The organism is Blautia sp. AF17-9LB, assembly GCF_003479185.1.
GTDB classification, from domain to species: Bacteria; Bacillota; Clostridia; order Lachnospirales; family Lachnospiraceae; genus Fusicatenibacter; species Fusicatenibacter saccharivorans.
The window spans coordinates 273,286-294,500 of the sequence record NZ_QUGU01000001.1; the positions used below are offsets into that span (position 1 = coordinate 273,286).

The following is a 21,215-nucleotide window of genomic DNA, read 5'->3' on the forward strand; positions in this document are numbered from 1 at the left end:
GCTCACAGGTTTGCTTCTATGGTATATCCGTTTGTTGATGCAAACTTTTAATGTGCAAGTGCCTTGTTTTTGATTGTTTTCCGTTGTATCATTACGTATTATCATTATATTTATAAAACTAAAAGGGGGATTCCTGACTATGAATTACGAACGCTTGAACGATCTTCGCCTTCTTGGACTTACGATTGCCTACTACCGAAGAGCAAAAGGAATGACGCAGGCCGAACTTGCCGAGGCGGTACATATCAGTCGTACCCATATGAGCAACATCGAAGCGCCAAATACAAAAACCTCTATTTCGTTGAATCTTCTGTTCGATATCGCTGAGGCACTTGACATTCCGGTGAAAGAGCTTTTTGATTTTCAGGGACGCAGTCTGTAGGGTCTTTGAATTTTTCTCTTTAAGAGTAACCCCGCCCGGCAGTTTTTCATATCATGAATTGTAAGCAAAATGATTCCTTTGGAGGAACAAACATGAGTGATTTAGCTGCTACAAACTGTGGATGCGGATGTGACAACGGCTGTGGCTGCGATAATGGATGCGGTGTTTCCAACAACAACCTGTTCGGAAACAATGGCTGCAGTATTATCTGGATTCTGCTTCTCCTCTCCTGCTGCGGCGGATGTGGATGCGGCAACAACAACAATGGCTGCAATTCCGACTGCTGGCTCGTTCTGATTCTTCTGTTCTGCTGCGGCGGATGGAACAACAACGGCTGTGGATGCGGCAACAGCAATAACTGTGGATGCGGCTGCTGACCTTTTTTCAGTCCTCCCAGATGTTCGGGCAGAAAAAGCCCCGGGTGCGGATCAACCGCCCCGGGGCTTTTTTTCACCAGAATTCTCTTTCAGCGAAACCGTTTCGGTTTCCGTGCTTCTCTTTCCCGCTTTTCCATCTCTTCTCTTTTTTCTTTTTTTCTCATACATTCCAGATCTATTTCATAAAAGGCATTCCCTTCGAGTACCTGTTTTCTTTTTGCTGTTTCTTTTCCATCCATTTTCCGGCAGTCTCCTTTTTCTTTCTTCCTCTTATCATATGTTTTTTCCCGCCTTCTGTCATTTTTTCCGGCCTGGAACATAAGATAAAGAGAAATAAAAAGACAAATGCAGGAATGCTGCCAGGAAGGATCTTAATTTGAATCAGGAACAGGAACAAAATGTGGAACAGATGACACCGCTGGACCAGATGATCGCACAGGATCAGCTTCAGATGCTGAAGGCTGCCATTCCCTACGCCTCCTTCGGCCTGCAGCCCTCCCTTGCGATTTTGAGCAAATGGCTCGAGCTCCAGCGGACCATTCAGCTTTTTTCCCGTCCGGCCGACCTTTCCATGATGTCTGTTGATGCCCCGCACGTCTCTCCGCTTGAGATGCTGCAGGATATTTCCCGTTTTGCCGCCGGTCCGCAGCGGGATCTTCTCTCCCAGATGTTTCAGACCATGCAGATGGTCCAGATGCTTCAGAATATAAATCCCGGAAATGAGGAGGATCTGCTATGAGTTCGGATGATAGGCAAAACGACTGGTCGCATGACCCCTCTCTTTCCGGAATTGACTTTGCCCGGCTTCAGGCACTGCAGCAGATGGCCTCTCAGAGCCGTGGAAAATCCCAGGCGGAAATGATGCCGTTTCTTCTCTCCCTGATGCAGGGAAATCAGGGCGGCGCACAGTTTTCCGCCTCCGAGGCGGACCTGATCATCTCTGCCATCAAAGCCGGAAAATCCAAACAGGAAGCGGCAAAAATTGACCAGATGGTACGCCTCTTCCGCTCCGCTGCTTCCGGGAAAAAACGCTGAAAAACTACAAACAAAAAAACGCTGCCGGTCTGGAATCCCAAACCGGTCAGCGTTTTTATTCTGTGCTTTTTCCTGCCTAGTTCTGCATAGAAAGCACGTTTTTATTTTTTACCAGGTAATCAATCAGAGAAACAACGGTCAGAATCAGTGCAACCCAGATCAGCACGGTATTCAGCACGGAAAGTGCCGGAATGTCGGCGATCAGAAGAATGATCATAATCATCTGGCTGATTGTTTTCGATTTTCCCCACCAGCTTGCTGCGATGACAATTCCATTGTCCGAAGCAACCAGGCGGAAACCGCTGATGATAAATTCTCTTGCGATGATAATAATAACCATCCACGCCGGAAGCTTGTCCAGCTCTACAAAGCAAATCAGTGCAGAGCATACCAGCAGCTTATCTGCCAGCGGATCCATAAACTTTCCGAAATCGGTAATCAGATTGTCACGTCTTGCAATGTAGCCGTCCAGAGTATCCGTGATGCTGGCAGCGGCAAAGATTACCAGTGCAATCCATTTGGACGCGCTTCCGCCCACGCCAGACAGCAGGAAGAACACGAAAAACGGAATCATAATTACCCGCAGAATCGTTAATTTGTTTGGTAAATTCATTGGCTTATCTCTCCTATCAGATCATATTCCAGAGCACCGGTAATTTTCACTCTTACGAAGTCGCCGGATACGAGTGTTTCCGGTGTATTGACAAATACATAGCCGTCTACACCCGGTGCGTCCGCCTGGCTTCTGCCCACATAGGCATCCTCATCCGCCACTTTGCCCTCGATCATAACAAGAAGCTCCTGGCCGATCCTGCGCTCGCCGAGTTCTGCAGAGATATCCTGCTGCAGCTCCATCAGTTCTGCCTGACGGTCCAGTTTTACCTCCTCGTCGATCTGATGCTCCATCGCAGCAGCCGGTGTTCCCTCCTCCGGAGAGTAGGTGAATACGCCGAGACGGTCGAACTCCATGTCGTTGATAAACTCGAGGAGTTCTTTGTGCTGCTCTTTTGTCTCTCCCGGGAATCCTGTGATCAGCGTGGTGCGCAGTGTGATATCCGGCATCTCGCTTCTCAGGAAATCAATTTTGTCGATCAGCTCCTGTTTGGATGTTCTGCGACCCATGCGGCGCAGGATCTCATCGTTGGCATGCTGAATCGGCAGATCCAGGTAGTGACAGACTTTCGGCTCTTCCTTCATCGTCTGAACGAGTTCCGGATAGATGTCCTCCGGATAGCAGTACAGAATCCGAATCCAGTAGAGCTCCTGAATTTTGCAGAGCTCTTTTAACAGAAGGTGGAGAGACGGCTTTCCGTACAGATCGATACCATAAATGGTTGTCTCCTGCGCAACGAGAACGAGCTCTTTGACACCCTGTTCTGCCATCGTCTTCGCTTCTGCTATCAGTTCCTCCATCGGAACGGAGCGGTACGGTCCGCGCAGCTTCGGAATGATGCAGTAGGTACAGTGCTTGTCACAGCCCTCTGCAATTTTCAGATATTCGTAATGGCCGCCTGTCGTTACAACGCGCTGTGCGTCAATTTTCGGCAGTCCTTTCAGATCGGCATACTCCTGGAAGCGGTCGCCGCCGAGGACATCCTGAATGGCATCCAGGATTTTGTCATAGCTGTTCGTTCCAAGTACGGCGTCAACCTCCGGAATCTCCTCAATGATTTCATCGCGGTAGCGCTCTGCCATACAGCCCGTTACCAGAAGAACCTTACAGCTTCCCGCTGTACGGTACTTCGCCATTTCAAGAATATTTTGAATGCTTTCTTCTTTGGCGTCGTGGATAAAGCAGCATGTGTTTATCACGATAACCTCTGCATCTTCCTCGGAATCGGTGATCTCGAAGCCATGCTCTACCAGAAGACCCAGCATATGCTCGGAATCTACCAGGTTTTTATCGCATCCAAGGGAAATAAACAGAATTTTCATATTATTCAATTACTGGCTCCTCTTTTGTTTCCTCTTCCGCTTCAACTTCAGATTCCGGAAGGATTGTAACCTCTCCTTTGTACATCTCCTCTACGGCGATGGAAAGCGGTTTCATGCCTTTTTTCACTTTTACAAGCGGTTCAGCTCCGCCGATGATCTGTCTTGCACGTTTGCTTGTTGCAAGTACCAGAGAGTAACGGCTGCTGACAACCGGTGCCTCGTCCAGATCCTGGCCCTCGTTAATAGTTGCAATCAGTTCCTGATAAGATGGATGAATCATAATAAATGCTCCTTTCTATTTTTCCAGACTTTTTTTCATCTGTTCGATAAAGTCTTTCTGGTTGCTGCTCATGAAATGCTGGCTCTGAATGGTCTCATGCATCTGTTTTACGCAGGTTTCGAGGTCGTCGTTGATCAGGACATAATCGTACTGGTCCATGCCCTGTGCTTCCTCTTTTGCACGCTCCATTCTGCCTTTGATGACTTCTTCTGTTTCCGTTCCGCGTCCCCGGAGGCGTCGTTCCAGCTCCTCGGCGGTCGGCGGTGTGATGAACACAAGAAGGGTGTCCGGACGTTTTTCCTTGACCTGAAGTGCTCCCTGGATTTCAATCTCAAGCAGAACATCTTTTCCGGCATCCAGCTGCTCCTCTACGTATGCCTTCGGCGTTCCGTAGGAATGTTTTACGTAACGCGCATACTCGAGGAAGGCATCCTCTTCTACCATGCGGTCAAACTCTTCTTCTGTACGGAAAAAGTACGATACGCCGTCTTCCTCGCCCGGACGCGGGTCTCTTGTGGTGACGGAGATGGACAGCGCATAGTTGTCGTACTCCTCCATCAGGCGTTTCATCAGTGTTCCTTTTCCTGCTCCGGAAAAACCGGATACTACAGTAAGTATTCCTCTACTCATTTTCAGATTCCCCTCGCTCTTTTTCTGTTTCCCAGCCGCCGTTGAATCTGCGGCTGATCGTTTCCGGCTGCAAAGCCGAAAGGATGATAAATTCTTCTCCGGTGATGAGCACTGCTTTCGTGCGTCTTCCCTGCGTCGCATCGATGATGCGGTTGCTTTCCTTTGCACGCTGCACCATACGCTTGACGGGTGCCGCCTCGGGACTCACCACTGCTATTATTTTATCCGAATTTACGACATTGCCGAATCCGATGTTGATCAGTTTTGCCACAATCCGTCCTTTCCTGTACCTTCTGAAGTCTTTTTCAGAAAATACATCTACCCATACAGATTTATTATAATTCATTCAGAAAGCCTAGTCAAATCTTTTTTTCTGTATTATAATGAAAATACCAGAATTTCAAACAAAGGAGATATTTTCTATGGCTTTTGATGGAATTACCATTGCAAATATTGCACAGGAACTGAATCAGACCATCGTCGGCGGAAAGATCAACAAGATCGCACAGCCGGAAAACGACGAGCTGATGATTACAATAAAAAACAACCGTACCGTTTACCGTCTTCTCCTCTCGGCAAGTGCTTCGCTTCCGCTGATCTACCTGACGGACAACAATAAGCCCGGCCCGATGACCGCACCGAATTTCTGTATGCTGCTCCGCAAACACATCGGCAGCGCCCGCATTCTCTCCGTTACCCAGCCGGGACTCGAGCGTATTCTTATTTTTGAGCTCGAGCATTTGAACGAACTCGGCGATATCTGCCGCAAGAAGCTGATTGTGGAGATCATGGGAAAACACAGCAACCTGATCTTCTGTCAGGAGGACAATACGATCCTTGACAGTATCAAACATATTTCCGCCAACATGAGTTCTGTCCGTGAGGTTCTTCCGGGCCGCACCTGGTTCATTCCGCACACGCAGGATAAGAAAGATCCGCTCACGATCACAGAAGAAGAATTTTTCGATTTCGTCTGCACGAAACCGATGGCTGCCGCAAAGGCAATCTACACTTCCCTTACCGGCTTCAGCCCGCTGATGGCGGAGGAAGTCTGCTGCCGCGCCGGCATCGACGGCGGATTTGCGGTCAATGCACTCGAAGAAAATGCGAAGCTTCATCTGTTCCGCACCTTCTCTTATCTGATTGAGGATATCAAAAACGGCGCATTTACGCCGAACATCGTATACCAGGGCGATGAGCCGAAAGAATTTTCCGCACTGAAACTGACGCAGTATCAGGATTTGCGGGAGGAAACATACGATTCGATCTCCGGTGTACTGGAAACATACTATGCCATGAAAAACCGCATCACCCGCATCCGTCAGAAATCTTCCGATCTGCGCCGTGTCGTCAATACCGCACTCGAACGGAATGTCAAAAAATACGACCTGCAGCAGAAACAGTTAAAAGACACCGACAAGCGGGAAAAATACCGGATTTACGGTGAGCTTTTAAATACGTACGGCTACAGCTGCCAGCCGGGCGATACTTCGCTGAACGCCGTCAATTACTATAACGGCGAGGAAATCACGATTCCACTCGACGGAACGCTCTCTGCCGGCGAAAATGCAAAAAAATACTTCGACCGCTACGGAAAGCTGAAGCGGACCCGTGAGGCACTCGAGGAACTTCTTGTCGAGACGAAAGAGGAAATCGACCATCTCGAATCCATCAGCACGGCGCTTGATATTGCGCTCGATGAGGCGGATCTGGTGCAGTTAAAAGAAGAGCTGATCGAGTACGGCTACATCCGCCGCAAGGGACCGACAGGGAAAAAGCAGAAAATCACCTCCCATCCGTTCCACTACCGCTCTTCCGAGGGCTTTGACATTTATGTCGGCAAGAACAACTTCCAGAACGAGGAACTTTCGTTTAAATTCGCCTCCGGCAACGACTGGTGGTTCCACGCGAAAGGCCAGCCGGGCAGCCATGTCATCGTAAAGACGAACGGTAAAGAGCTGCCGGATTCCGTCTACGAAGAGGCCGCTGCTCTCGCCGCCTATTACTCGAAAGGCAGACAGGCACCGAAGGTGGAAATCGACTACACCTTAAAGAAAAACCTGCGCAAACCAAACGGAAGCAAACCGGGCTTCGTTGTTTATTACACCAATTACTCCATGATGGCGGAGCCGAACATCCGCAATCTTCAGGAAGTACAGGACTAAATTCAGAATACAAAAGACTTTTCGCACATTCCTATCTGTTCCTCTTTGCGAAAAGTCTTTTTTTCGTAAAATTTAATACTTCCTTCATTTCTTTTTCGATGCTCTATGGTATACTTCTTAGTATGGAAAAAGATTCCAGACGTGATCTTTTTCAAACAAACCACAGTGAGGCTGTCTCTTCTTTATCAGGACGGCCGGAGAGGAATATAACTGTTATGAACAAAACAATTCCCGAAATCATTCACCGCCGTGTTCCAACGACGCGTTATGAGGCAGACCCTTCCGAAGGCCTTTCCGCCGAGCAGGTTGCCGAGTACCGCGAGAACGGCTGGACCAACCGTGCGGTGGAACCTCCGTCCAAGACAACGGCCGAGATCGTAAAGAGCAATGTCTGTACGTATTTCAACCTGATTTTTCTGATTATTGCCATCTTTCTGATCCTTGCCGGTTCGTTCCGGGATCTTACGTTTCTGCCGGTCATCATCGCGAACACGCTGATCGGTATTGTACAGGAGATCAAGGCGAAAAAGACGCTGGAAAAGCTGTCTGTTTTAAACGCGCCGAAGGCTACTGCGATCCGTGACGGGGCTGAGGTAACACTCGCCGCGGAAGATCTCGTACTCGATGATATTGTTGTATTTACCGCAGGAAAACAGATCTGCGCTGATGCCGTCGTGCTTGAAGGTGAGGTACAGGTCAACGAATCGCTGCTTACCGGTGAATCCGATGAGATTACCAAGCGCCCGGGCGACGAGCTGATGTCCGGAAGTTTTATCGTCTCCGGAAGCTGCAAGAGCCGTCTGACCCAGGTCGGTGAAGATTCCTACATTTCCCGTCTGACCCTCGAGGCAAAGGCCATGAAAGAGGGCGAACAGTCCGAGATGATCCGCTCCCTCAACAAGCTGGTAAAGGTTGTCGGCATTCTGATCATTCCGATCGGTCTTCTGCTCTTCGGCCAGCAGTTTTTCGTCTCCCACGAAACGTTCCGTGAGAGCATTACCTCGATGGTGGCCGCCGTGCTCGGCATGATCCCAGAAGGTCTTTACCTGCTTGCAAGCGTTGCCCTTGCCGTCAGCGTTATGCGGCTGGCTTCGCAGAAGGTTCTCGTGCATGATATGAAATGTATCGAGACGCTGGCTCGCGTCAACGTGCTCTGTGTCGATAAGACGGGAACCATCACCGAGACAAATATGAAAGTACATGATCTGATTCTGGTCGGCTCCAGTTCAGTCCCTGATACAGAATCCGGCAAAAATGCTCCCGCACTGCAGAAAGAAGAGCTTTCCCTTGCGGTCGGTGATTTCGCATCTGCCATGTCAAACGACAACATTACTATGGCGGCACTGAAAGAATATTTTAAAGACAGCAACGGCAAAACTGCCGTTTCGATGACTTCGTTCTCCTCGGAATTCAAGTATTCCAGTGTGACATTTTCGGATGTCTCCTACGTGCTCGGTGCCCCGGAGTTCGTTCTCCGCGATGATTTTGCACGCTATCAGAGTGAAATTGAAGCGTATACCTCAAAGGGATTCCGTCTCCTCGTCTTCGGCACATCCGAAACTGTACCGAATGGAAAAGCACTCTCCGGCCGTGTCACGCCGCTTGGCTACGTGCTTCTCTCCAATCCGATCCGAAAAGAAGCACCGGAAACGTTCCGCTACTTCGAAGATCAGGGTGTCCATGTCAAGGTCATCTCCGGTGATACTCCGGTAACGGTATCTGAGGTTGCCCGCCAGGCAGGGATTGCACACGCAGAGGATTATATTGATGCTTCCACTCTAAAGACACCGGAAGAGCTCGAAGAAGCAATCCTGAAATACACCGTGTTCGGCCGTGTCACACCAGACCAAAAACGCCAGTTTGTCCAGGCTTTAAAGAAAAACGGCAAGACCGTTGCGATGACCGGCGATGGTGTCAACGATGTGCTCGCATTAAAGGATGCCGACTGCTCCGTTGCGATGGCATCCGGAAGTGACGCTGCCGCACAGGCTGCACAGCTCGTTCTGCTGGACAACGACTTTTCGAAGATGCCTTCTGTCGTACTGGAAGGCCGCCGCGTTGTCAACAACCTGCAGCGCTCGGGAACGCTGTTCCTGGTAAAGAACATTTTCTCGTTCCTGCTGTCCATCTTCTCACTGATCTCGATGGTGACGTATCCGCTGGAGCCGTCCCAGATCTCGCTGATCAGTATGTTTACGATCGGTATTCCAGGCTTCCTGCTCTCGCTGATGCCGAACAAAAACCGGATCGCGGGCCACTTTATCACGAACATTCTGACACGGGCCCTGCCTGCGGCGCTGACCGACTTTTTGATGGTCGCAACACTCGTCGTCTTCGGCCAGGAATTTGCGGTCGGCTCGGAAGATATTTCGACCGCTTCCACCGTACTGCTCGCCATTGTCGGTTTTATGATTCTCTACCGGATCAGCAAGCCGCTCAACTGGATGCGCTGGACGATCCTGATCGGCTCGATTATTGCCTTCATTTTCTGCAGTACCTATCTGAACCAACTGTTCGCCATTTCTGATATGTCCAGAAAATGTATCATGCTGCTGGTCGTATTCTCTGTCGCAACAGAGCCGGTTCTGCGATATTTGAGCATCCTCGTGGATTCCATTTCCTCTTTTTACCGGAAGCAGAAAATTTTCTTCCTGCGAAAACGGGAAGCGAGAAAAGCGAAATAAAACGTAAAACCAACCATCAAAAATGCCGTACAGCGTTGGAAATTTTTCCTCCGCCTGTACGGCATTTTTTGATTTACAAATCACAGTTTCTTACTTTCTCATCTCCGGATCTTCCGCGTAATGCGTCCGCTCGCCGCCGATGTATTTCGGTCTTGTCCGCGCGCAGACAACGTGCGCATCTCCGATCGTTTTCTGCGATACCCGGACCGGAACGGCTACTGCCTTCAGCTGCATGCCGATCAGCACATCACCGATATCAATACCTGCATGCGCCTGCACACGCTCTACGGTGACAGCGTCCTCCAATCCATAGTATGCCGCCATCGCAAACGATCCGCCGCCATGCAGCCACGGTACCGCGCAGACCGGCTCGTAACCGTATTTTTCTGCCGCCGCACGCTCCAGAACAACCGCGCGGTTCAGATGCTCACAGCACTGCGCCGCCAGATACAGCCCATGCTCCTTCGTACACGCATACAGCGCCTCAAACACCGCCTGCCCGATCTCCTGGCTGGAATCCGTTCCAAGCTTACTGTTGTGAATTTCACTCGAAGAACATCCCACTACCAGAGTCTGTCCCGGTTTCATCTGCGCCGTCGTAATCAGCTCCTCTGCGACGGCACGCGCTTCCTGTCTGATTGTTTTAAGATCCATTTTGTATCCCTCCTTGCTAAACAGCAATATTTATGCAAAAGGAGACTGACTCTTTTTCCAAGAATCAGCCTCCTTTCTTCAGCTTACATAATTATTATTTCTGAACGATATTCACAATTCTTCCCGGTACGTAAATTTCTTTTACGATGTTTCCGGTCAGTTTGTCTGCAACTGCCTCTTTTGCAGCGGCGATTGCGGTCTCTTTATCTGCATCTTTGGCGATTTTGATCGTTCCGCGCATTTTACCGTTGATCTGAACAGCGATCTCGGCTACTGCCTCTACCGTCTTCTCCTCGTCAAACTCCGGCCATGCGGTCTGATACAGACGGCCTTCGTATCCAAGGTCTGCCCACAGTTCCTCGGTCATATGCGGTGCAACCGGATTCAGCAGGATCAGAAGGGTTTCGAACTCTTTTCTCGTTACTTTTCCGGCTTTGTAGAACTCGTTGACCAGGGTCATCATGGCTGCGATCGCTGTGTTGTATTTCAGGGACTCATAGTCGCTGGATACTTTCTTGATGGTCTGGTGCATTTTGGACTCCAGCTCTTTGGAGTAGGAATCTCCGTCTACCAGGCTGTCCTGCAGTTTCCATACACGCTCGAGGAAACGACGGCATCCTTTTACGCCTTCCTGAGACCAGGATGCACTTAAGTCGAAGGCACCGATGAACATCTCGTACGTACGCAGGGTATCTGCACCGAACTCAGCTACGATATCATCCGGGTTGACAACGTTTCCACGGGATTTACTCATCTTCTCGCCGTTCTCGCCGAGGATCATTCCGTGGGAAGTACGTTTCTGATACGGTTCCGGGCAGGTAACTACGCCCTGATCGTACAGGAATTTATGCCAGAAACGGGAATACAGAAGGTGAAGGGTGGTGTGCTCCATTCCTCCGTTGTACCAGTCAACCGGCAGCCAGTATTTCATAGCTTCTTTGCTTGCCAGAGCCTCTTTGTTCTTCGGATCGGTATAGCGGATGTAATACCAGGAAGAACCAGCCCACTGCGGCATGGTATCGGTCTCACGTTTTGCAGGTCCTCCGCAGCACGGGCAGGTGGTGTTGACCCAGTCTGTCATGGCAGCCAGCGGAGACTCGCCGTTATCGGTCGGCATGTAGCTCTCTACATCCGGCAGCTCCAGCGGAAGGGATTCTTCCGGAACCGGAACGTAACCGCATTTGTCGCAGTGTACGATCGGAATCGGCTCACCCCAGTAACGCTGACGGGAGAATACCCAGTCACGCAGCTTATAGTTTGTTTTTGCTTTTCCAACGTGGTTCTCTTCGAGCCACTCAAGAATTTTCTTTTTTGCTTCCGCAACGGAAAGTCCGTTCAGGAAACCGGAGTTGACAAGAGTTCCCTCTGCAACGTCGGTGTAAACTTCGTTCTGTACGTCGCCGCCTGCAACAACCTCGATGATCGGCATGTTGAATTTCTTTGCGAACTCCCAGTCACGCTCATCGTGTGCCGGTACTGCCATGATGGCGCCGGTGCCGTAGCTCATCAGTACATAATCGGAAATCCAGATCGGGATCTCTTTTCCATTAACCGGGTTGACTGCGGAAAGTCCGTCGATCATGACACCGGTCTTGTCTTTTGCAAGCTCGGAACGCTCGAAATCGGATTTTCTGGCTGCCATCTCACGGTATGCGCAGACCTCATCCCAGTTCTTGATCTCATCTTTGTACTGGTCGATGTACGGATGCTCCGGGGAGAGTACCATGTACGTAACACCGAACAGGGTATCCGGGCGTGTGGTATAGATAGTCAGCTTCTCCGGTTTATCTTTCAGGGAGAAATCAACCTCTGCTCCGTGGGAACGTCCGATCCAGTTTTTCTGGGAAGTTTTGACACGCTCAATATAGTCAACGCCGTCCAGACCGTCGATCAGCTTGTCTGCATACTCGGTGATCTTCAGCATCCACTCGCTCTTTACTTTGCGGACAACCGGGCTTCCGCAGCGCTCGCACACGCCGTTTACAACTTCCTCGTTTGCAAGACCTACCTTACAGGAAGTACACCAGTTGATCGGCATTTCTTTTTTATATGCCAGTCCGGCTTTGAAAAGTTTCAGGAAAATCCACTGGGTCCAGTGATAGTATTCCGGATCCGTCGTGTTGATCTCTCTGTCCCAGTCGAAGGAATATCCAAGAGACTGAAGCTGGTCTTTGAAGTGATGTACGTTGTTTTTGGTAACGATCTTCGGATGAATGTGGTTTTTGATCGCATAGTTCTCCGTTGGAAGACCAAATGCATCCCAGCCCATCGGATACAGAACGTTGTAACCCTGCATTCTGCGCTTTCTGGCTACGATGTCCAGTGCAGTGTACGGACGCGGATGGCCTACGTGAAGTCCCTGTCCTGACGGATACGGAAACTCAACGAGTGCGTAGTATTTCGGTTTTGTATAATCATCTGTGGCGGCAAAGGCTTTTTCATCCTGCCAGATCTTCTGCCACTTTTTTTCAATGTCCTGTGGCTCATATCTTTTACTCATAGGTAACCTCCTGCATGTTCAAGTTCAAAGTTCTTTTTTCTCACACCGCCGCATAGGACAGCATGCGCATTTGAACATATAGCTGTATTCTATCACTCTTTCCCTGTTTTTACAATTTATTTTTTCCTATATCCTCCGTTTTTCTTCAAAAACCGCAGAAAAATCCGGTTTCCGGGCGAATTCTGCTCCCGAAACCGGATTTTCTCTGTTTTATCACACTATTTTATAAAGCTTTATTCTTCTGCTTTTTCAACCTTCGAAGCTCTTGCCTCAATCTCTTTTGCCTGGATATCGGACGGAGCCTGCTCATATCTCGCAAACTCATAGGAGAAATCACCGCTTCCGCCTGTCATGGAGCGGAGTGTTGTGCCGTATCCGTAGATCTCAAGTTCCGGAACATCAGCCTCGATAATCGTATGGCCCTTGTGATCCGGGTTCATGCCGAGCACACGGCCACGGCGTTTGTTGAGATCGCCCATGATATCGCCGGTGTATTTATCGTCTACCGTGATCTTCATCGAAACGATCGGCTCAAGGAGAACCGGGGATGCTTCCATAAAGCCTTTCTTGAACGCCTGGATCGCTGCGGTCTTGAATGCCATCTCGGAGGAGTCTACCGGATGATAAGAACCATCATACAGAACGGCTTTGACGCCGACTACCGGATAAGCAGCCAGAGGGCCTTTCTGTACGGCTTCCTGGATACCTTTTTCAACAGCCGGGAAGTAGTTCTTCGGAACGGCGCCGCCGACAACTTCCTGCTCGAAAACGTATGGTTTCTCGAGATCTCCGGAAGCGGAGAAGCGCATTTTTACATGACCGTACTGGCCGTGGCCGCCGGACTGTTTTTTGTATTTTGCTTCTACATCCGAATTTTTGCGGATCGTCTCGCGGAAGGCTACCTTCGGACGGGACAGCTCTACTTCTACTTTGTAGCGCTCCAGCAGCTTGCTGACGATAATATCGATGTGCTGGTCGCCCATGCCGTACAGCAATGTCTGATGGTTTGCAGAATCATTGACTGCCTTCATAGTCAGGTCTTCCTGCATCATCTTGGCAAAGGCCTGGGAGATCTTATCTACATCGGCTTTGTTCTTCGGTTTATATCGTTTTGCGGTGTACGGAGTCGAAACATCCGGTTTTCCGTAGCGGACCTGATTGTTCTTTGTCGCAAGGGAATCGCCGGTTCTTGCATCGCCGAGTTTTGCGATGGCACCGATATCTCCTGCATGAAGCTCCGGTACTTCGATCGGCTTGGAGCCTTCGAGCACGTACAGCTTGCTCAGTTTTTCTTCGGATTCCTGATCTACATTATAGAGCACATCATCGCTTTTAATAACGCCGGAGCAAACCTTAATCATTGAATATTTTCCAAGGAACGGATCCACGATCGTCTTGAAAATGGTCGCGCTCTTCGGTTTCGCAAAGTCGTAATTTGCCTCGAAAATTTCGTTCGTATTGAGATTGATGCCGGCACACGGACGGGTGGACGGATCCGGGAAGTATCCGCAGATATCATCCAGAAGGTTCGATACGCCCTGCAGGTTCACCGGAGATCCCATGCATACCGGAACGATGGTGCCGTCTCCTACGTTCATGGCAAGCGCTGCGGAAATCTCTGCTACCGAGAACTCTTCTCCGCCAAAGTAGCGGTCCATAAACTCTTCACTTGTTTCTGCCACGGATTCCATCAGGGTTTCACGGTACTTCTCCAGATATTCTACGGAGTAATCCGGAATCGGGCATTCTTCTTTTTTATCTTTTTCGATATATCTGCGGCCTTTGTTCTTTACAATATTGATATATCCTACAAATTTACCGTTTTCACGCAGAGGCATATGAAGCGGTGCGATTCGTTTTCCGTACAGTTCGGTGAGCTGCTCAACGACTTCTCGGTAGCTGACATCGTCCTGATCCATTTCCGTTACAAAGATCATACGCGGAAGATTGTATTTCTCGCAGAGTTCCCATGCTTTCTGGGTTCCGACCTGCACGCCGGCCTTTCCGGATACCACGATTACAGCGGCATCTGCTGCGGAAGCGGCTTCCTGTGCTTCTCCTACGAAATCAAACATTCCAGGAGTATCCAGAACATTGATCTTATTTTTTCCCCATACGACCGGGACAAGCGTTGTGGAAATAGAGCATTTGCGCTTGATTTCTTCTTTGTCAAAATCGCTGACGGTATTTCCGTCTGTCACTTTTCCGAGACGGTTTGTCATACCGGAAAGATAAGCCATAGCTTCGGTCAGACTTGTCTTTCCGGAGCCGCTGTGCCCCAGCAGCACCACATTTCTGATTCGGTCAGTTCTAAAAACGTCCATATGTAATACCTCCCATGTAAGTAAATTTGCAGATTGCAAGGCCGCTCTTATTCGCCTTTCTGCTTTTTATCAAGATTCACGTCTTCCGTTCCTCTTATCATAGTCACTATTCTACTAAAGTTTTTGCTTTTTTGCAAGTATATTATTCATATTTCACAATATATTTCTGAATTTTTAAATTTTATATGTATTTTAGCTGGTTATTCTGTCTTTCTTCCGCTTTTCTGTCTGGCTTTTCTGTGGAATCTGCCGGATTTTGCAAAACAAGCAAAATTGCTGCCTTTCAAAAATGCTTTGTCGCTTTAAAGCAAGAAATCTTTGACATTTGATTTCAGATGCTTTACAATGTCTTTTATACGATTTACCTACGAAAATTGTCAGAAAGGACTACTTGAATTATGTGTGATACATCCGAAAAAATCTGTATCGGCTTTATCGGCCTTGGCCTCATCGGCGGCTCCATTGCAAAAACCCTCAGAAAGGTTCACCCGGAGTATAAACTGATGGCCTACTGCCGCACCAAAGCGACGATCGAAGAGGCAATTCAGGAAGGCGTGATTGATATCGCGCTGGAAGAACGGGACGACCGCTTTGCCGACTGTGACTATATCTTCTTATGTGCTCCTGTCAGCACCAACATCTCCTATCTTCCGTTCGTGAAAGGCATCGCAAAACCGGGCTGTATCATCACAGACGTCGGAAGTGTAAAAGGAGAAATCCATCAGGCGGTTGAGACCCTCGGCATGACGCACCAGTTTATCGGCGGCCATCCGATGGCAGGCTCCGAAAAGACGGGATATTCCAGCGCCACCGATTACCTGCTGGAAAATGCTTACTATATGATTACACCCGGACCAGATGTTGAGATCGCGACAGTTTCCGCTTTCGTTGATCTTGTCCAGTCCTTAAAGGCGATCCCGATGGTTTTAACATACGAAGAGCACGACTACATCACCGCAGGTGTCAGTCATCTGCCGCATATCGTTGCCGCTACCCTGGTCAATGCACTCGCATCCCTGGACACACCGGAAGAGCAGATGAAAACCGTTGCTGCAGGCGGCTTCAAGGACATCACCCGCATCGCTTCCTCCTCCCCGGAGGTATGGCAGCAGATCTGTCTCTCAAACCAGAAGCAGCTCTCGAATGTGCTGGATTCCTATATCCGCCTTCTCGTCCAGGCAAAATACCTGGTTGACAACAAAAAAGGCCACGAGCTCTACAATATGTTTGAGAGTTCCCGCGAATACCGGAATTCCATGGAAGATTCTTCCTATGGACCGACAAAGAAAGAATACGTCGTTTACTGCGACCTGCTCGATGAAGCCGGCGGAATCGCAGCCGTTACAACAATTCTTGCCATCAACCAGATCAGTATTAAAAATATCGGCATTACGCATAACCGCGAGTTCGAAGAGGGTGCTCTCCGCATTGAATTTTATGAAGAGCAGGCAGGCATTCTTGCCCGGAAGGTCTTAAAAGACCATGGCTATACCATTCATATCCGCAATTAAAAGCGCGTATATCTTGACAGGAGGAAGTTACGTTATGCAGTTCCAGAAAGCAGTACGTCCTCTGCGCGGAGAAATCTCCGTGCCGGGCGATAAATCCATTTCCCACCGCGCCGTCATGTTCGGTGCCATTTCAGAGGGAACCACAGAAGTCACAAACTTTTTACAGGGTGCCGACTGTCTCTCCACCATCTCCTGCTTCCGCAGTATGGGCATTGAGATCAAGAACACGCCGGAGCGCATCCTCGTTCATGGAAAAGGTCTGCACGGGCTTTCGGCTCCGTCCGCCGTTCTCGACTGCGGAAACAGCGGAACAACGACACGCCTGATCTCCGGCATTCTTGCCGGCCAGAACTTTTCCAGTACACTGACCGGTGACGCCTCTATTCAAAAACGGCCGATGGGACGCATCATCAATCCGCTGACCCAGATGAGCGCTTCCATCCGCAGTATTCCGGAAAACGGCTGTGCGCCGCTTGCGATCAACGGCCATCCGCTCCACGCCATCTCCTATCTTTCGCCGGTCGCATCCGCACAGGTCAAATCGTGTGTCCTGCTTGCCGGACTGTATGCTGACGGAAAAACAAGCGTTACCGAACCGGCTCTTTCCAGAAACCATACGGAGCTGATGCTGAAATTCTTCGGCGCCGACGTTGCCTCCGAAGGGCTGACCGCATCGGTTCTGCCGGACCCGGATCTCCATGGAAATCTCGTCCGTGTGCCGGGAGATATTTCCTCCGCCGCCTACTTCATCGCCGCCGCGCTGATAGTTCCAGGCTCTGAGGTGCTCCTGAAAAATGTCGGCATCAACCCGACCCGCGACGGTATGCTCCGCGTCTGCCGCGCCATGGGTGCTGACATCACACTTCTGAATGAGCAGAACTCCGGCGGAGAACCGGTTGCAGACCTTCTCGTGCGCTATACGCCGTCTCTTTCCGGCACTGTCATCGAGGGCGAACTGATCCCGACCCTGATCGATGAAATCCCGATCATCGCGGTTCTTGCCGCCACAGCGAACGGTACAACCGTGATCCGGAATGCGGAGGAGCTGAAAGTCAAAGAATCGAACCGTCTTGATATCATGGTAAACGAACTCACCGCGATGGGTGTTTCCCTGGAAGGCACGGACGACGGCATGATCATTGAGGGCGGAAAACCGTTCCACGGCGCCCAAATCGACAGCCGCCTCGACCACCGCATTGCGATGTCGTTTGCAATCGCTTCGCTTGCCGCAGAGACACCGACGGAAATCCTGCGCGCCGGCTGTGTGGATATCTCGTATCCGACATTCTACCAGGATCTGGCACGGCTGCAGGCATAAAAAACGTTTAAACAAAAATGGATTGTGAAGATCATTTCCTCACAATCCATTTTTTTGCTTTTACCCTGTTCTTCCGGCCGTTCCAACCGTTTCTCCCTGCCGTACCCGCGTTTCGATTCCAAGCCGCGAATAATTCCAGATCCGTTTTTCCGGCACTGCGCTTCCCTTCTGTGCCAGAACGATCACTGTCGAACCACCGAAGGCAAAATAGCCTTTCTCTTCGCCGCGCTGTACACGTCTCGCCGCTCCGGCATTTTCATTGACAATCTTTCCGACCATCATCGCGCCGACCTCCATCTGCAGCAGTGTGCCGAAATTTGCGGACTGCAGCAGCGTGTAGGTTCTCGTATTTTCTTTATAGATCGGGCAAAAATCATTCGCCGCCGGATTGACCGTGTGGAGCACACCCTCAATCCGCCGTTCCGTCGAACAGACGCCGTCATCCACAAAGAGATACCGGTGATAATCGTCCACGGAAAGCCGAAACAGAAATAACGTTCCGCCCTCATACCGTTTTGCCAGCTTCCTGTCGCGCAGAAGCTGTTCCAGCGTATATTCTGTGTTCTTGATCTCAAACTTCCCGTTCTCATGAATCGGATAAACCGTAAGCCGCGCATCACACGGGCTGATAAAATCCTGCGGCGCATTGGAAAACGGACGTGCATCCATTTTCAGCTTCCGCACAAAGAAATCATTGAACGAGATAAACTGCTTTGCGGTACATTCCTTCAGTGAAATATGATTTTTCTTTACAAACAGTGCAACCAGCGGCACCGATAAGCGGCTGTCCAGAAAGCAGCCTGCCGCACGAGATACAAATGACTGAACCAGCGGCTGCATCGCGGCTCTTCCGGCGGCATGGCTGTACATCATGTGTAGAAAACGGTCCTGCAGATCATTTTCCTCGCGGATCAGATCAAGCTTTGGATAATTTTTCCCCTGTTTTCGGTAAGGATAAGCGCAGAGTCTCAAATCGTTCTTCCTCCCTTCCAGATCAGAAGTCCGCGGAGCACAGCCACTCCAACGACCGCTACCAGCACAGCAAGCTCTTTATTCGTCGGCTTGCGGAAGCGGAAATCCGTGATAAACAGAACACCGACCGCCAGCACCAGCAGATGCAGCCAGATTAGAAAGTATCCGCGGCAGAGCGGCGCAAAGACGAACAGCAGCGGCAGAGCCACTGACATCGAGGTAATCGGCAGTCCCTGGTAATATTTCCGGTTCTCCGAAGTTTCATTCTGACGCTTCTCTTCCATTACGTTAAAATATCCCAGACGGATCACGCCCGCAAGACCGTAGAAAATAAGAATCGGAATGCTGTAAAAATGTGTCATGCCAAGCTCATAGCAGAGCACGATCGGAAAGACACCGAAACAGACCACATCGCAGAGCGAATCGATCTGAATGCCGAACCGCTTTTCATCTTCTGTCCTGTTTTTCTTCGTCCGCGCAATTTTTCCATCGAACATATCGCACAGTCCGGAAAAAGCAAGACAAAAAATCGCCCAGTTAAAGTGCCCCCGCGTTGCAAGAAAAATGCCGCTGATGGACGATGCAAAGCTGATATATGTTAATATTACGGTATAATCATAGAACCCTATCATATGTAGTTCCCCCTCTTTTTTCTCTTTTCGTATTCCCGATCGTAAGCTGTGCGACGATGGTAAAGACTGCACTCACCAGCAGTTCCCCGTAGTAGCCGAGCCCTCTGGAAAGCACCATTGCCGGAAGAAGCAGCGTGCTTCCAAAGACCGGCGGGAAAATTTTCAGGAACAGTGTCTCGCTGATTCCCATTCCTCCCGGAAGCGGCAGCATGTCAACCGATACGGAAATGACCGCCTGCAGCAGCACAATGGCAATAAAGGAAACGCCTGATAAATGGAAGGCGCGGTATACAAACCATGTTGCTGCAAACAAAGCAAACCTCTGTGCAAAGGTAATCGCAAGGACATTGACCAGCACCATTTTGTGGGTGCCAAGATACGCTGCCGTATTCTGGTAGACTTCCATGGAAGCTTCCAGTTTTTTCAGGCGGCTTTCTTTTCGTTTCATCAAATGCAGTTTTTCCACGATTTTCAGTCCCAAAACCAGAATTGTCCGCGCAAGCGCCGGATGAAAAACCAGAATGAGCATGGCTGTGACACAGAAGACATTCAGACCGATTCCCAGATAGAAAACCGGAAGGATTTCCGTCAGATACCGGTGCAGGAAGCCCTGTCCGAACAGAACAAGCCCAAGTCCCACCACGACCAGCACCGCTTTGTAAGTGATCGTGACGATCATCAGAATTACCGTTGATACCGGAAGAGATATTTTCTCCTTTTTCATATAGTAGAGCTGCATCGGCTGGCCGCCGCTTGCGGACGGTGTGATACAGCTGAAAAAGAATCCGACGGAAGAAAACAGAAAACATGTCCGCCTCTTCACCGGAATCTGGAAGGAATGCATCATGTACCAGATGATGATCGATTCTCCCCAGATAAAAAACACGACACAGAACAGTCCCGGCAACAGCCACCGCACATCTGCTCGCCGCATTGCTTCCATCATTGCGCCAAGGTCTTCGCCGTGGAAAACACCGTATATCGTCAACGCAAAAATCACAACGAGAAAAACAGTATTCACGATCATTTTTTTCTTACTCTGCACGGCGTTTCCACCTCCTTCGTTCCAATATCATGCCATACCATGCACCAAGATGCGTGCGTCCCGCGATCTGCCACGTCACTTCTGCCAGAAGCGCTCCGCCAATCACATCTGCAATCACATGCTGCTTTGTTGTCAGCGTAGAGACAAACACGGCAAGTGCCGCCCAGAAAGAGAACCGCTGATACCAGCGCGGAATCTCCCGTCTTCCGCGGACTGCGATATAGCAGAACCAGCTGTTCAGGCAGTGAATCGATGGGAACAAATTGTCCGCCGCATCCATCTGGTAGAGCAAGGCAAGCATCTGATTCCAGAATCCCTGTTCCGGGATCGACGGCCTTACGTTCGTTGTCGGCAGCAGCAGATAAAATGCCATACAGACAAGCCGCGCCAGAACATCTGCTGCAAAGAACCGCCAGACAAATTCTTTCTCTCTGCTTGCGGCAATCAGATAATTTACAATCCAGACCAGATAACAGCCAAAATAAATCACGATCGTCCACGGGATCACCGGGATCTGCTGATCCAGCACCGTTTCTATATTGTAATGTTTCCACGAACTGGTGAACGGCCGCGTTCCAAAATAAGCGATAAAATTCGCTGTCAGCGTCAGAATTAGCGGCAGGATACCATAGTATGGAAACTTTCTTCTCTCGTCTCTCTTCAAAATCCGTCCTCCCTTGTCTCAAACACGTATCAGTATACGCAAAAACATTCCCTGACACAACCCAGTTCCGCTCGTTTTCAGAAACCTTAATAAAATCTTCTGTTTTT

The 21,215-nt window shown here is 49.8% G+C and carries 21 protein-coding genes; 8 read left to right on the forward strand and 13 right to left on the reverse strand.

What is annotated here, in order from left to right; translation table 11 throughout:
* Nucleotides 1–139: 139 nt before the first annotated feature.
* A complete protein-coding gene (locus DWX00_RS01235; protein ID WP_022462361.1) occupies nucleotides 140–382 on the forward strand; it encodes a helix-turn-helix transcriptional regulator in 243 nt (80 codons plus the stop codon).
* A gap of 92 nt (nucleotides 383–474) precedes the next feature.
* Nucleotides 475–759 carry a hypothetical protein gene (locus DWX00_RS01240; RefSeq protein ID WP_055228247.1) on the forward strand — a complete coding sequence of 95 codons (285 nt, stop codon included), beginning with the start codon at nucleotides 475–477 and terminating at the stop codon, nucleotides 757–759.
* Nucleotides 760–848: 89 nt separating this feature from the next.
* On the opposite strand, the gene DWX00_RS19800 is transcribed toward DWX00_RS01240, so the two are convergent.
* Nucleotides 849–998: a hypothetical protein gene (locus tag DWX00_RS19800; RefSeq protein WP_172680771.1), complete on the reverse strand. Its 150-nt coding sequence runs from the start codon at nucleotides 996–998 to the stop codon at nucleotides 849–851.
* A 137-nt stretch (nucleotides 999–1,135) separates the two neighbouring features.
* Between DWX00_RS19800 and DWX00_RS01250 the strand changes: the two genes are divergently transcribed.
* Nucleotides 1,136–1,498 (forward strand): hypothetical protein, encoded by a 363-nt coding sequence (locus DWX00_RS01250; RefSeq protein ID WP_055217741.1) that lies wholly within the window; start codon nucleotides 1,136–1,138, stop codon nucleotides 1,496–1,498.
* Nucleotides 1,495–1,794, forward strand: a complete 300-nt coding sequence (locus tag DWX00_RS01255; protein WP_118594497.1) for a hypothetical protein — start codon at nucleotides 1,495–1,497, stop codon at nucleotides 1,792–1,794. Before DWX00_RS01250 ends, DWX00_RS01255 begins: the two co-directional genes overlap by 4 nt.
* Before the next feature lie 76 nt (nucleotides 1,795–1,870).
* Here DWX00_RS01255 and pgsA read toward each other — a convergent pair whose 3' ends face one another.
* The 5 genes from pgsA to DWX00_RS01280 are packed head-to-tail and all read right to left on the reverse strand — an operon-like array spanning nucleotide 1,871 to nucleotide 4,910.
* The gene (pgsA, locus tag DWX00_RS01260) at nucleotides 1,871–2,407 is read right to left on the reverse strand and encodes a CDP-diacylglycerol--glycerol-3-phosphate 3-phosphatidyltransferase (protein WP_055228244.1); all 537 of its coding nucleotides are present in this window, start codon (nucleotides 2,405–2,407) and stop codon (nucleotides 1,871–1,873) included.
* On the reverse strand, nucleotides 2,404–3,729 hold the full coding sequence (rimO, locus tag DWX00_RS01265) for a 30S ribosomal protein S12 methylthiotransferase RimO (RefSeq protein ID WP_055217739.1): 1,326 nt from the start codon (nucleotides 3,727–3,729) through the stop codon (nucleotides 2,404–2,406). Before rimO ends, pgsA begins: the two co-directional genes overlap by 4 nt.
* 1 nt (nucleotide 3,730) lies before the next feature.
* A complete protein-coding gene (gene rpoZ, locus DWX00_RS01270; protein ID WP_022461424.1) occupies nucleotides 3,731–4,009 on the reverse strand; it encodes a DNA-directed RNA polymerase subunit omega in 279 nt (92 codons plus the stop codon).
* A gap of 15 nt (nucleotides 4,010–4,024) precedes the next feature.
* Entirely contained in the window at nucleotides 4,025–4,639 is a 615-nt protein-coding gene (gene gmk / locus DWX00_RS01275; protein ID WP_022461423.1) for a guanylate kinase, read from the reverse strand.
* Nucleotides 4,632–4,910 (reverse strand): DUF370 domain-containing protein, encoded by a 279-nt coding sequence (locus DWX00_RS01280; protein ID WP_055218332.1) that lies wholly within the window; start codon nucleotides 4,908–4,910, stop codon nucleotides 4,632–4,634. Before DWX00_RS01280 ends, gmk begins: the two co-directional genes overlap by 8 nt.
* 151 nt (nucleotides 4,911–5,061) lie before the next feature.
* Between DWX00_RS01280 and DWX00_RS01285 the strand changes: the two genes are divergently transcribed.
* Nucleotides 5,062–6,804 (forward strand): Rqc2 family fibronectin-binding protein, encoded by a 1,743-nt coding sequence (locus DWX00_RS01285; RefSeq protein ID WP_117761560.1) that lies wholly within the window; start codon nucleotides 5,062–5,064, stop codon nucleotides 6,802–6,804.
* A 215-nt stretch (nucleotides 6,805–7,019) separates the two neighbouring features.
* Nucleotides 7,020–9,488, forward strand: coding sequence for a cation-translocating P-type ATPase (locus DWX00_RS01290; protein ID WP_118594498.1), 2,469 nt, complete (start codon nucleotides 7,020–7,022; stop codon nucleotides 9,486–9,488).
* A 90-nt stretch (nucleotides 9,489–9,578) separates the two neighbouring features.
* On the opposite strand, the gene DWX00_RS01295 is transcribed toward DWX00_RS01290, so the two are convergent.
* The 3 genes from DWX00_RS01295 to DWX00_RS01305 form a co-directional block, all read right to left on the reverse strand.
* The gene (locus DWX00_RS01295; protein ID WP_117761562.1) at nucleotides 9,579–10,142 is read right to left on the reverse strand and encodes a TIGR01440 family protein; all 564 of its coding nucleotides are present in this window, start codon (nucleotides 10,140–10,142) and stop codon (nucleotides 9,579–9,581) included.
* Between the two features lie 94 nt (nucleotides 10,143–10,236).
* Nucleotides 10,237–12,642 (reverse strand): leucine--tRNA ligase, encoded by a 2,406-nt coding sequence (gene leuS, locus DWX00_RS01300; protein WP_022461418.1) that lies wholly within the window; start codon nucleotides 12,640–12,642, stop codon nucleotides 10,237–10,239.
* 233 nt (nucleotides 12,643–12,875) lie between these two features.
* Entirely contained in the window at nucleotides 12,876–14,966 is a 2,091-nt protein-coding gene (locus DWX00_RS01305; RefSeq protein ID WP_022461417.1) for an elongation factor G, read from the reverse strand.
* A 398-nt stretch (nucleotides 14,967–15,364) separates the two neighbouring features.
* On the opposite strand from DWX00_RS01305, the gene DWX00_RS01310 reads away from it, so the two are divergent.
* Both DWX00_RS01310 and aroA read left to right on the forward strand, forming a co-directional pair.
* On the forward strand, nucleotides 15,365–16,477 hold the full coding sequence (locus tag DWX00_RS01310; RefSeq protein WP_055265977.1) for a prephenate dehydrogenase: 1,113 nt from the start codon (nucleotides 15,365–15,367) through the stop codon (nucleotides 16,475–16,477).
* A 34-nt stretch (nucleotides 16,478–16,511) separates the two neighbouring features.
* Entirely contained in the window at nucleotides 16,512–17,795 is a 1,284-nt protein-coding gene (gene aroA, locus DWX00_RS01315; RefSeq protein WP_118594499.1) for a 3-phosphoshikimate 1-carboxyvinyltransferase, read from the forward strand.
* A 60-nt stretch (nucleotides 17,796–17,855) separates the two neighbouring features.
* Here the strand turns inward: aroA and DWX00_RS01320 are convergent, their stop codons facing one another.
* From DWX00_RS01320 to DWX00_RS01335, 4 genes are read right to left on the reverse strand one after another with little or no spacing between them, the layout of a single operon-like run.
* Nucleotides 17,856–18,767, reverse strand: coding sequence for a phosphatidylserine decarboxylase (locus DWX00_RS01320; protein WP_243037593.1), 912 nt, complete (start codon nucleotides 18,765–18,767; stop codon nucleotides 17,856–17,858).
* Nucleotides 18,764–19,399 (reverse strand): CDP-alcohol phosphatidyltransferase family protein, encoded by a 636-nt coding sequence (locus tag DWX00_RS01325; protein WP_022461413.1) that lies wholly within the window; start codon nucleotides 19,397–19,399, stop codon nucleotides 18,764–18,766. Before DWX00_RS01325 ends, DWX00_RS01320 begins: the two co-directional genes overlap by 4 nt.
* The gene (locus DWX00_RS01330) at nucleotides 19,383–20,444 is read right to left on the reverse strand and encodes a lysylphosphatidylglycerol synthase transmembrane domain-containing protein (protein WP_118594500.1); all 1,062 of its coding nucleotides are present in this window, start codon (nucleotides 20,442–20,444) and stop codon (nucleotides 19,383–19,385) included. The genes DWX00_RS01325 and DWX00_RS01330 overlap by 17 nt, the downstream gene beginning before the upstream one ends.
* The gene (locus DWX00_RS01335; RefSeq protein WP_022461411.1) at nucleotides 20,434–21,108 is read right to left on the reverse strand and encodes a phosphatase PAP2 family protein; all 675 of its coding nucleotides are present in this window, start codon (nucleotides 21,106–21,108) and stop codon (nucleotides 20,434–20,436) included. Before DWX00_RS01335 ends, DWX00_RS01330 begins: the two co-directional genes overlap by 11 nt.
* Nucleotides 21,109–21,215: the final 107 nt, after the last annotated feature.